Source organism: Brunnivagina elsteri CCALA 953 (assembly GCF_002289455.1).
Lineage (GTDB): Bacteria > Cyanobacteriota > Cyanobacteriia > Cyanobacteriales > Nostocaceae > Brunnivagina > Brunnivagina elsteri.
The window spans coordinates 1-12,385 of the sequence record NZ_NTFS01000197.1 but is presented as its reverse complement, the minus strand read 5'-3'; the positions used below and the strand labels follow the sequence as shown (position 1 = coordinate 12,385).

The 12,385-nt window shown below is 37.8% G+C and carries 10 protein-coding genes and 1 pseudogene; 5 read left to right on the top strand and 6 right to left on the bottom strand.

All coding sequences use genetic code 11. The features are described from left to right. Positions 1-184: 184 nt before the first annotated feature. Positions 185-955: a metallophosphoesterase family protein gene (locus CK510_RS17295; protein WP_095722893.1), complete on the bottom strand. Its 771-nt coding sequence runs from the start codon at positions 953-955 to the stop codon at positions 185-187. 438 nt (positions 956-1,393) lie between these two features. Here CK510_RS17295 and CK510_RS17290 point away from each other — a divergent pair, with 438 nt between their 5' ends. Further along, the gene (locus CK510_RS17290) at positions 1,394-1,678 is read left to right on the top strand and encodes a DUF2470 domain-containing protein (protein ID WP_095722892.1); all 285 of its coding nucleotides are present in this window, start codon (positions 1,394-1,396) and stop codon (positions 1,676-1,678) included. Positions 1,679-1,887: 209 nt separating this feature from the next. Further along, positions 1,888-3,060 (top strand): extracellular solute-binding protein, encoded by a 1,173-nt coding sequence (locus tag CK510_RS17285; protein WP_095722891.1) that lies wholly within the window; start codon positions 1,888-1,890, stop codon positions 3,058-3,060. 227 nt (positions 3,061-3,287) lie between these two features. Here CK510_RS17285 and CK510_RS17280 read toward each other — a convergent pair whose 3' ends face one another. Beyond that, positions 3,288-3,827, bottom strand: a complete 540-nt coding sequence (locus tag CK510_RS17280; RefSeq protein ID WP_095722894.1) for a hypothetical protein — start codon at positions 3,825-3,827, stop codon at positions 3,288-3,290. A gap of 594 nt (positions 3,828-4,421) precedes the next feature. Here CK510_RS17280 and folE point away from each other — a divergent pair. After that, on the top strand, positions 4,422-5,072 hold the full coding sequence (gene folE / locus CK510_RS17275; protein ID WP_095722890.1) for a GTP cyclohydrolase I FolE: 651 nt from the start codon (positions 4,422-4,424) through the stop codon (positions 5,070-5,072). Positions 5,073-5,225: 153 nt separating this feature from the next. On the opposite strand, the gene CK510_RS17270 is transcribed toward folE, so the two are convergent. From CK510_RS17270 to CK510_RS32360, 3 genes are all read right to left on the bottom strand, one after another. Beyond that, positions 5,226-5,768, bottom strand: coding sequence for a pentapeptide repeat-containing protein (locus CK510_RS17270; protein WP_095722889.1), 543 nt, complete (start codon positions 5,766-5,768; stop codon positions 5,226-5,228). A gap of 583 nt (positions 5,769-6,351) precedes the next feature. After that, positions 6,352-9,273, bottom strand: coding sequence for a glycerol-3-phosphate acyltransferase (locus tag CK510_RS17265; RefSeq protein ID WP_095722888.1), 2,922 nt, complete (start codon positions 9,271-9,273; stop codon positions 6,352-6,354). A gap of 240 nt (positions 9,274-9,513) precedes the next feature. Next, positions 9,514-9,654 carry a hypothetical protein gene (locus CK510_RS32360; protein WP_169927021.1) on the bottom strand — a complete coding sequence of 47 codons (141 nt, stop codon included), beginning with the start codon at positions 9,652-9,654 and terminating at the stop codon, positions 9,514-9,516. A gap of 281 nt (positions 9,655-9,935) precedes the next feature. Here CK510_RS32360 and CK510_RS17260 point away from each other — a divergent pair, with 281 nt between their 5' ends. Then, positions 9,936-10,910 carry an SGNH/GDSL hydrolase family protein gene (locus tag CK510_RS17260; RefSeq protein WP_095722887.1) on the top strand — a complete coding sequence of 325 codons (975 nt, stop codon included), beginning with the start codon at positions 9,936-9,938 and terminating at the stop codon, positions 10,908-10,910. A gap of 124 nt (positions 10,911-11,034) precedes the next feature. Here CK510_RS17260 and CK510_RS34405 read toward each other — a convergent pair. Beyond that, positions 11,035-11,416, bottom strand: a pseudogene (locus CK510_RS34405) (XisI protein). 480 nt (positions 11,417-11,896) lie between these two features. On the opposite strand from CK510_RS34405, the gene CK510_RS17250 reads away from it, so the two are divergent. Continuing rightward, positions 11,897-12,385 (top strand): hypothetical protein (locus CK510_RS17250; protein ID WP_143289332.1); only part of this gene is annotated, 489 nt, incomplete at its 3' end.

Sequence of the window (12,385 nt, the reverse complement as noted above, 5' to 3'; positions counted from 1 at the left end):
GGATTAGACAGCAACACATATCGGTCAAATATTAGCGCTGTCAGGTAAGGAATGGGGATAAGGGGGAATGGGCAATTATGTTTCTCTAATCAAAAAATAATTGGCTTTGACTGGAGGAAATAAATAAATAAATAAATAAAAGAGAGACGCGATATATCGCGTCTCTACATTTCTGGTTTCTGGTTTATCCCCTGGTTTCCATTCCCCTTCTCTGGTTAGTAGATTTGATGTCATTGGGGTTAACATGGGCTGTTGCTTCTTCTAGGGACAAAACACGGGTCATTTTTTTGAGTACGTTCACTTGGTACACCATGTTATTGGTAATATCTAAACCAGTTAACCAACCACTACGAGGATGATACGCTCCTGTGTCGATATCTAACCAGCCGCGACCTTGGGCTAGTTGACCTGGATTCACTCCTGGCATGGTGAAGGTAATTGTGTGACCAATAATAATTAACTTGTCCTTGAAAAAAGGCTTTTGGATGCTGTGGAACTCTTCCCGTACCCAACAAAATTGTTCGGAAGTTTGTTTTGATAAAGGCATTGAAGGGTCGATACCAGCATGTACAAGCCAAATATCCCCTAAGTCTAAATATGTGGGCAAACTCATGAACCATTCTACGTGGCTGTGAGGAACTATCGCTTGCTTGTAACTAGCTACCGTTGCCTGTCCACCGCTATACAACCACGCTTGTAGCATTGGGGCTTGATTGTTTCCTTCTGTGAGGATATTTACCAGCATCATCTCATGATTGCCAAGTAGGCATTGATACGGGCTTTCCATGACAAAATTCACTACCTGGGCACTCTGGGGACCACGGTCGATTAAATCCCCTAGAAAGTACACTTCATCCTCTGACGTGGGTGCGATCGCATCCAACAGTGTCATCAGTCCTTCGTAGTGACCGTGAACATCCCCAATAACTATTCGGCGATGGTTTAATGCGTTCATCAGTTTAACTGTCAAATTATTTGTAAAAAATCTTCCCTAATGTTTTTGCTACAACCCTAAATGAGTATCCTCAGGAACAAACAGTCTAAATTATTCTGCCTCTTCCAATACTTACATCATTACACCCAATAGTTTGAGCTTAAGAACTAATTTTGCCCCATTCAAAGGTCCATAACTTTAATACACTTATAAATGACTCCTAAAAAAATTCTACGCTGATAGTTCATTTGGTATAAAAACTAACATAAAAATTGTGAATTATCATGTCATATAATATACATATTTTAATTATATCTATTAAAGGCAGATGAGAGCGAAGGTTGGGGGTTTAGTCTGGGAGAAGCATATATAAAATAATTGGATATGAAGCCCACAACTTACCTGTACAAGTAGTAGGATGTCAAAGGAATAATTGCAAAACAAACCTAAATATTTTTTATGTCTGATAATTTCTCTGCTGAAGTGAGTTCCCGTATTTGCCAACATATGAACGAAGACCATAGTAGCGCTGTAGGCATATATGTACAAGCATTTGGAGGTTTAATGGAAGCAACATCAGCAAAAATGCTGGCAATTGACTCACAAGGAATGGATTTGATGGCACAAGTAAGTGGTGAAGATGTGCCAGTTCGCATCAATTTTGACCACGAACTCAAGGATTCGGAAGATGCACACCAGACACTAATTGCAATGGTGAAACAAGCACGAGTTAAGTCAAAGTAAAGAAGAAGCAAAGGCAAAAGGGCAAAAGGAAAAGGGAAAAGTAATAAGTAAAAGGCAAAACAAATAAATACCTTTGAACAGACTTTTGAGAAATCTTAGATGGTGACTTTATTTCTGCCCTATAACGCTAGAGATTTAAACTAATCCCATTCCCCATTCCCCATGCCCAATGCCCCATTCTCCATGCCCAATTACCTAATCTAAAATTAATGGACAGACGTTCTTTTCTAATTGGTACAAGTACATTAGCGCTTTCACAATTGTTAGCTGGATGTGGAGAAAAAAACAAACCAACACTAACCATTGAATTATTAAGAAGCTCACTTCCTAGTCAGGTAATTAGTCAGTTTCGTGGGAGCTTGCAGAAAGACGTGAAACTCAAAAATATGCAAGTAGATATTAAACTTGTTGAGCAATTGCAGGATGTATTTAAAAAATTAGAATCTTGGCAAAATCCGTCTCAGCATACTGATAATAATTGGGTCAAACAAATACGCGATCGCTTACCAATTGCCAAACCAGATAATAAAGTTTCTGCTGACTTGCTGACATTGGGAGATTTTTGGTTAAAATCAGCAATTGAAGCTAAATTAATTCAACCATTAGATATTAAAGAAATTCAACAATGGTCGGTTTTACCCAAACAGTGGCAAGAACTAGTAACCCGCAATGATAAAGGCTTTTTAGATGCCCAAGGAAAGGTATGGGCTGCACCTTATCGCTGGGGTAAAACAGTTATTATTTATAATCGCGATAAATTCCAGAAAAATGGTTGGCAACCACCTACGGATTGGGCTGATTTGTGGAGAGAAGAATTCCGCGATCGCATCTCATTATTAAACCAGCCACGGGAGGTTATTGGCTTAGTTTTAAAGAAGTTAGGAAAATCTTATAATACGACTGATTTAAGTCAAATTACAGAACTGGAACCAGAATACAAACAATTAAATCAGCAAGTCAAATTCTACGGTTCTACAAAATATATTGAACCCCTAATTATGGGTGATACATTTATTGCCCAAGGTTGGTCACAGGATATATTACCAGAGTTATCTCGATATCCTTACCTTGAAGTTGTTGTTCCCAAATCAGGCACGGCAATGTGGGCTGATATCTGGGTTCAACCAATCGGTCGTCAAAGCCAACAAGAACTATTAAAGCAATGGATAAATTTTTTCTGGCAGCCTAATATCGCCAAACAAATTGCTATTTTAACTAAAACTAATTCACCAATTGCCATTAATATTTCCCCATCCGATATTCCAGAAAAATTACGTAATGCTTTATTAGTAAATCAAGATATTTTCACCAAAAGTGAATTTTTACTTCCTTTACCAGCAGAAGTAGAAAAACAATATATTAGCCTATTTAATCAAGTATAATTAGAGTCTTAGCGCAGGGTCTAATTACGTCTGTACAAGTCGAATTCGGAATTATATTATGTCCGATAAAATAATTACAATAAAATTACCCCACCCTAACCATCCCCTTGCAAAGGGGAGGGAACTGGATTTCTATTTTCCCTATTGAAAAAGGGAGGTAACTGGATTTCTATTTTCCCCCCTTGAAAAGGGGGGATAGGGGGGGGATTCAAAAAGATTTGTGCAGTTTAAGACGAACGAGGCATACCTAATTGATTTTGAGTATTCATATTAATATCACAAGCTGATTTATTCGCAGCAAAATTACAAGTATAAGAACCTAAAAATTCCTGTTGGTAATTAAAAACTCGCAAATTATAACCATAATTTCTGGTATCGCTACCCACGCGATTAACAAACTCGTAGCGTTCGAGATAATCAAGCAAAGTCCAAATTTGCTGATTCACAATTAAATCTACGCGAGCTGGTTCTCCTTGATTCGCTGGATAAGCTATCCAATTATCAAGCAATTTATTTTCTGAAGTTTCCTTTGCCCACCATAAACTAGGAACAGTCAGATTTGCCAAATCGATTGTATCTGCTGTGATTACACCTTTTGGCTTTTTCAACTTTTCCAAATCTAAAGGTGCTTGAGATGGCTTAATTGCGATCGCTGTTTCTGCATCAGCGACTTGGTGTAAAAAAATAAGTGTCGTGCTTGTCACTAATATCACACTAATTAAAGTCGCGAGTTTTCTTTTTTGCCCAATCAGCATATTTATACGCATAACAACTAACCATTTTATCCATAAGTCCCTGGAACCACAACGAATATTCACAAACTCCAGCACATGAATACGATCGCAAACACCACTATTCAGATTTATTTTGGTGTCATCTTAATGCGATCGCTCTTTTGATGCACCTAAAGAAAGACACATTTCTTACTGAAGCAATACTCCAACAACTTTTCCAGGTTAAAGCCATTCTCTACCTAAGTGACAGCGATTTATAATATATTTAATAATTAAATTATCTATCTAATTAATGATACACCTCTAATTAGTAGATATACGTAACTGAAAAATGCTTTTCATCGGGTGCAAAGCAAATATAAAGTAAATTCATTCTCAGCTTCACGATTATTTTGGTATACTTAAGAAGTGTTAAGCAAAAGTTAGTAATTTTAGTAGGGGAGAGTGGATCAAAAACAATTGGTTCGCGACAAATTATTGCGATCGCTCGCCCATACAAGTTATTAGTTAGTTGTTGATAGTTTCTGGTAATTGACTATGGTAACTATCAATAAAAGCAATTAACTATGAACAATTAAACATTAACAACTATACAGCTAACAGTCAACAATCCACAGAATTGGAAATATGACTTTATCGATTAGTCCCGAACTTACCACTGCTGACCAAGTTTTGTCATCTTTGGCGACTCAAACAAAGCCTGAAGTGACCGACGCGGAAATGATGCAGGCTGTGCGTACTTTGTTAATTGGGTTAGGAGAAGACCCAGACCGTGAAGGTTTAAAAGATACTCCAAAAAGAGTGATGAAAGCCTTGCAATTTCTCACCAAAGGGTACAATCAATCTTTGGATGAATTACTCAATGGAGCAGTATTTACCGAAGATGCAAATGAAATGGTGTTGGTTCGGGACATCGATATTTTTAGTTCCTGCGAACACCATATTTTACCAATAATCGGTCGCGCTCATGTGGCATATATTCCGAATGGAAAAGTGATTGGATTATCTAAAGTTGCCCGTATTTGTGAAATGTACGCACGTCGTTTGCAAGTACAAGAAAGGTTAACAATTCAGATAGCTGATGCACTCCAAGGATTACTCAAACCACGAGGTGTTGCAGTCGTAATCGAGGCAACACACATGTGTATGGTGATGCGTGGTGTTCAAAAGTCTGGTTCTTGGACTGTTACCAGTGCAATGCGAGGTGCATTTGCAGATGACGCACGTACTCGTGAAGAATTCATGAATTTAATTCGTCACAGACCAAGTTTTAGTTAGTAGTTAAAGAACACAAAAAAATAAATTATCCCAAATTGTAGGGGTGGGGAGACCCCACCCCTACCAATGTTATGATTGATAGACAAGTCTATAAATTGGGATATTTTATTTTCTACAAATCCCTCATTGAGTTAGGAGTTAAACCATTAATAATTAACCAGCCCAAGTTACCCATTTGTGAGATAAACCTGTATTTACTTTCTCCGTACTCATTTCTTCTTCCGTGATAATTGCACCTGTCAAATTTGCTCCAGTGATTTCGGCTTCATAGAGATTAGTTGCACTGAAATCAGCATGGAAGAGATTTGCCCCACTAAAATTTGTACCACTTAATTCTGATTCGCTTAAATTTGCACGAGCCAAATTTGCTAAAACTAAACTGGCACTTCGTAAGTCAGCACGGTGAAGATTGCTTGCTTCCAAGTTGACATGAACCATATCTGCACCAATCAAGTTGGTTTCGCTCAAATTTGCACCGGAAAGATTTGCACCACTAAGGTCTGCATTGGTGAGATTAGCACGGCTCAGGTTGCATCCACTCAGATTAGCACGGTTCAGGTCTGCACCACTTAAGTCTACACCACTTAGGTTTGTACCACTTAGGTCAATATCCCGAAGATTGGCTTGGTGTAGAATTATTCCACTAAAATCTCGTTCTCCTGCTGCGTATCGATTTAGGAGCATATTCTTGTCCATGATTGCCCTCACAATGACTACAGGTTAATTTTGTTTGTTCTAAATTTAATTTGTCTGGAATTACTGTTCCCCGTATCCCCTCATTCCACACGTCAATCAAGTCTATCTGTTAAAGTTTTGAAGCCGTTTTCTTTTCTTGCTTGAACAAAACTTGTATTTCTAATTGTGCTTGAATTTATCACTTTTGGAGCGATCGCTTAATGTAAAATAATAATTAAATGAGTAATAATTGTTTTTTTAGGTAATAAGACTTAATTTTTCAATCAAAGTCTTAATATATCGAAACATTACAAGTTAAATAAGTAAAAATATATATAGTTTTCACCCTAATAATTTAGTTTTTTAGGGATATTGGTCTTCATTAATGGTCGTTATTATGTCCAGGATTACTATTCCAAATAATATTTAGTGTCATCTATCTGTAGCTATATTTATTCATGATAAAATAAATGTTATTTTAGTTGAATCAAGTATTGATTGCGATCGCACCGAGTTTTGGGGGATTTGCCCATCGCAACCTAATTCTCCTAATTTTTATATACTAATTTGCACAGTAATCGCTTTTTGAAAAAGAGAGTAAATTTTATTGTGGTCTGAGGTCATTATCGATTTCTATAATACCCCTCGATCCATCGATTCGTACTCGTTGACCATCTTGCAATACCCAGGTAGCGTTTTTAACATCCATAATTGCGGGAATTCCGTACTCGCGGGCGAGGATTGCACCGTGGGAAAGCCTACCACCAGCATCTGCAATGATTCCTTTTGCTCGAACCAATAAAGGTGCCCAGCCGGAATCAGTATAAGGTACTACTAAAATTGTATCGGCTTCGATTTCTGGGATATCCTGTAAATTTCGCAATACCTTAACCCTTCCTTCCGCAAGTCCAGGACTTGCGGGAATACCTTGTAAAATTTGATCGGGGGCAAGGGCAGGCATTAAAGCGGGTATAGCTGGGGGAGTATTACCGTAGACTAGTAGGGGCATAGGATTCATTTCCTTATCGCGTTCGAGTTGCGATCGCCTTCTCGAAACTAGCACTTGCAAGCGACTCAACATATCTGGATTAGGTGCTTCGATTAGTTGACGAATTTCTTCAAATTCTAAAAAGAAAATATCGTCTTTTTGTGGCAACATCCCATAATATAACCACTGTTTTTCTAAAGCAATAAAGCACCAGCGTAATTCTGCCAGCAACCGCGAATATATCTCAGTTATTTGTCCCTTCATGTTTACGCGACTTTGGACAAATATATTACTTTTTTTGCGGCGTTTTTTCACAGTTTCGGGTTGATTTCCCAACATAAACTGCACTAATAAGGTTTTTACAGCTTCGGGTTCTTCTTTCCAAGTGGGAACAGCAATATCAGTACCAACTTCACTCAAATAACCGTAGCGCTGTAGTATATATTCAAATTCAGCGAGAATTTTTTGCCCTTCGCTGGAAACTGCTAAGTCTTCAAAGACATTATCAGGATCAAAACTAGAAGCTCCCCCGATGCTGGATTCTTCATTGGTATAATTTACGTATAATACCTGTTTGGCTTGTGTTGCTAATTCTTGTAGCACTCTTATCGCTGCAACTTCGGGAGTACCACTGTTATCAATATCCAAATCTTTGACTTTAAATATTGACTGTCGTAAAGATGCACTCAAAGGAGCCAAAATACTGTAATAAGTTGCCCTTTGTAACAATTCCAAAATATAGTCAATGCGCGTTAATAATTTTGGTGGGTCTAAATCATCGACCATTTCTTGTGATAATTGCGACATTCCCACGGAAAACCTGAGCCGATTATCACGCTTAAAGTCTTGTTTTAAAGATAGTTCGCGACCTAATAACCGCAGCAACCCTGGTAAATTTCGTAACGTCGTATCCAGAGGTGGTTTACTCATTTTTGCACCACGGGTTAAAAATTCCAGACTTTCTGGGGGTAAACCCATGCGTCGGAAAATTTGCCCTAATAAAGTCGCATTGAAGTAAGCATGGGAAAAATGTAATGTTGCTGTTTCATTAAAATCTAAACCCAAAGCACGTTCCCCCAACACGATCGCAAAAATTCCTCCCCAGACACCACATGTTAAAGGACGATTAATCGACCAAGTTAAGGGACGAATTAAGCCAGGGATAACTTCAGCAGCGATTTTGCGGGTCCAAATTGGTAATAAAGTTGTGATGGGACGGGTTTGTAATACCCACAAGGTTTGACCGTCATAACTCCATTCAATATCTTGAGGTATGCCGTGATACCTTTCTTCCAGATGACGGGCTAAGTATGCGACTTGCTTGATAATAACTTGGGGAACTTTACCTTGTCCTTCCAGATGAATAAAAGATACATTATCGTTTTCCACCACAAAAGCTCGATATTGTTCTGGTGTGACTCTTCCTGAGACCACTTGCGTCGGGCTTCCTGGTAGTGCTTCAATAACAATGGCATCGACTTCTTGGGTAATTGGGTCGCGACTAAAGGCTACACCAGAATACACACTACGGATTTGTTGCTGTACTAAAACAGCCATTGCGGCTTCTTTGACATTTCTGTCTCGGCGATATTGTACCGCACCAGGATTATTATATGAAGCTTGGGTACGATTGATGGCAGTGAGTAAACCTTGTTGGGTTGTCACATTCAAAATGCTTTCATATTGCCCCGCAGCAGAAGCAGTATCCGTATCCTCACCAATTGCTGAAGAGCGTACAACCAAAGGTGATAATTCCGATGGTTGGAGAATATTAATTAAATTTTGTGCGTCTTCGTAGGGAAGAAGTACCCAACCTTTGGGAACTTGATAACCCCAACGCTTAATTTCTGCTAGCTTTGCTGCTTTATTACCAACAAAATCGGCATCAAGTTCATCATCTAAAGTCAGAACCGATGATTTGTCACCACGAAAAAAATTCATTGCTGCTTGTGACTCGGTTGTTGCTTGGTTCGTTGGTAAATCTAGGTCATCAGGAATTTGATTGTATATCCAAGCTAATAACCCAGCGAGTGCGATCGCAGTAAACAATCGAAATCCATCTTCCGAATGCAGTACCCTGACAATGATGGGGAATACAATTAAAACCCCATATTTAGCGGTTTGTCGGGAGCGAATAACTGTAAAACTAATTCCAGCAAATAATAAAACAAATATAGCCGCCAATGGGTCATGTACCGCAAATCCCCAAACAACATTTGTCGTTCCAGCACCACTTGCGAAGAAATACCTACCCAAAACTAAAGTAATCAGTGCTAGCAATTCCCAAGCTGAACCATCATCAAAGACAGCACGTGCTAACAAAACTGCGGCAATGCCCTTGAATGCTTCCGATAACACTGCCAGGGTTCCCACCAGAGTTCCCCCGTGGTAAAAAGCTGCCGAGACACCAATATTACCAGTACCAAGCTGTGCCAATTGCTTTTTTGACAACAAAGAAGTAATCCAAGCAATTAGCGGCAACGCACCCAAGAGCGGGCAAATTACGAATATAACTAAAAAACCCCTGAGTTCAAGCATCCTTAAATTTGGATTTTAGACCTACCTTCAATGTAGAATCAAAAACCAAGACGAATAATATTTTTTTGATTTTTTGAGCGCAAGACATGCCCGCACACTCGGTTGCTTATTTTAGCGTCTTTGTGACAGTTTTTTTATATTAACCAAAAATAATAGTAATAGAGACGTTAAATCTAACGCCTCTACGCAATTTATTGATGAAATTAAGACAAAGTTAAGACAATTCTGAAAATTATTAATTTAATTTACAGCGTAAGCAGATTGTAAAGCCCAGATAATCAAAGCAGCAATTGACCCTAGCAATATCACAGTGGAAATGGTGACAAGCTTAGGAGCATCAGCACCATCAAATTTCATGATGCCTCGGTTTAAGTCGGACATACGTTTGTAAGCCCCTCTATTAAGTGGATAAGTGAATTTAAAGTTTTAACTCACTCGTTTCGATTGTAGTCTTTCTATCGCCAAAGTACAGGAAAAATTAGTTAAGAATATGATTGAGATTTATAACAAAATACACAGTTATATTTACTGATACCAAAAATTGTAAAATCCTCGTGGGGATGACCATATCACCTCAGGTCATTTTTAAAAAATTAGTATAAAATATAACTTTTGACTCATAGCAAATTTAACGATAATTTAACTAATGGTGGGGTAAATAGGTGAAAATAGCGTTACTAATCATTTTGGCTGTGGTTTTCGGAGCAACAATAGTTATTGAATTGGTGTTGCGATCGCGATATGGATTTGGCAGTCCTTTAATTTATATTGGTGATAGTGAAATCGGTTATTTGCTGGCACCGAACCAAAAAACCCGTCGTAATGGCAAACGCATCGAAATCAATGAATACTCAATGCGTAGTTCCCAAATCGAAAAAATACCACCATCCTCAACATTACGAATACTATTATTAGGGGATTCTATCGCTAATGGTGGTTGGTGGACTGACCAAAAAGAGACAATTTCTAGCTTAATGATGGAGTCATTAACAAATACTTATATAAATTCTTCAGTAAATACTCTTAAACACGAAAAAATAGAAGTCTTAAACGCTTCTGCAAATTCCTGGGGACCAAGGAACGAATTAGCCTATTTGCAAAGATTTGGCACTTTTTCTGCACAGGGAATAGTGTTATTAATTAATACAGATGATTTATTTGCAACCAAACCCATATCATTACCAGTGGGAAGAGATAAAAACTACCCCGATCGCACACCATTTCTCAACCTAGCTTTAATCGAAGTATATCAGCGCTATCTCCAAAAATCACCATCGATTCCCGAACTCGCAGAAATTCAAAAAGAAAGTGGAGACAGAATTGGAGTTAACCTAGAAGCAATCAGTAAAATTCATGCGATCGCAAACCAAGATCACATTCAATTTTTACTGGTAATGACTCCCCTAAAACGGGAACTTGGCAATAATTCTCGTGACTATGAAATTAAAGCAAGACAAAGATTAATGGAATTTACCAAAACACAAGGAATTACATATGTAGATTTTCTACCTTTATTTGACGCACATCAAGACCCCAAAACCTTATATCATGACCATATACATTTGAATTTGCAGGGAAATAAATTTGTTAATGTCGTCATTGAAGAGAATTTATTGAAATTGTTGCAAAATAAATAATATAAGATTTTAGATTTCCAACCTACCATATACTCCAATACGGTTCAGTTAAGACTAAACTATTCAATATTTTAAACCGCCAAGACGCAGAGAACGCCAAGGAAGAAACTGTATTGCCATATACTCAATGAGTGGCAAACTCGGTAAATTGACGCATGTATGGAGAATGAAAAGCCAAAACAATATCATCTTTTGGTACACCCATTTCCAGCAATTGGGTAGCAATACCAACTTCAGTTCCATCATGCTGAATCCAGATTTTGCCATTGATAATATCAAGATGCAAGCTACATCCATGTGTTCGGCGATTACCACGCCAACCAGTGTGTAATAATAAATAGCGATCGCGATAAGCGAAGCTTAACGCTGGAAGCGTATCGCAATCTATAATTGCTTGTGTTTCAATTCCTTCCCCTTCAGGAGTTATTGGTTGGTGCGAGCGATCGTCTTTCTGCCCGTTCTAAAATCAATTGTTGGATAATTTGACGATATTGCTCTACAGCCATTGGGTAATAACCTCCCGTTTTTCATCGTAAACTAATAGATAAATTTGAGTATTTAATCCAATATCTAAATATAAATATTTTATTGTAGGTTGGGTGAAAGTGCACGATAAATATTTACAGCAACATGATAAATCTGTATTTGCGCTGGAACCCAACATTTTATTATGGTGATTTTAAAGAATAATTTAGTTGAAATAATTCCTGTTTTCCTAATATCAACTATTGGGTTTCAATTAGTCTAGGGTAGATTGCGATCGCGCTGCTTCAAATTCCACTATTTCTATGCTGGCAGCTTGCTAAAAAGACTTAAGGAGCACATATACACATCTGAATATTTTACAAATTTGACTGACTTACCTGGTAATTACCAGGGATAATGTAAAAAATACGACTTTGCTATATGTGTTTTTTTTGTTACTCTAAATTAAGATATCTGTCTGTTGGAGTAGAATCATCAGTGTATCGGCTCAAAAGGATGTTATGACTAAACTGACTACAGACCAATTAATCTACCTACTTTACGTGCTTGCTTACTCAGATGACGGTACTGTAACACGAGGTACTGTAAAAAGGCATTTATCCAAAGAACAACAAAAGGATGCTAGTAATACTTGCGACTTTCTATGTCAGCAAAATTTACTTGAGTCTCCAAAAAAAAGCAGACTTTCAGTTACAGAACAAGGAAAAAAAGCTTTGCTGGCTAATCTCCAAAGTACTGACTATAAATTTGAATCATCAAAAGGACAAAAAGTATTAAACACTCTTTTGTACTGTTTAACGCTCACATCTTCTCAACAGAATAGCTCGACTACAATTTTTGAGGATATGGAGTTTGAAGTTTTTGTAGAACAATTTAGAAAAATTTACTTGGAAGAAAGGAAGCAACAAGAGTTGCGTGGTGTTGTGGCTATTCGTAGTCGAGAGATTTGTCAAAAACTTAAAGAGAGTAACCATATCTCTCAATTACTT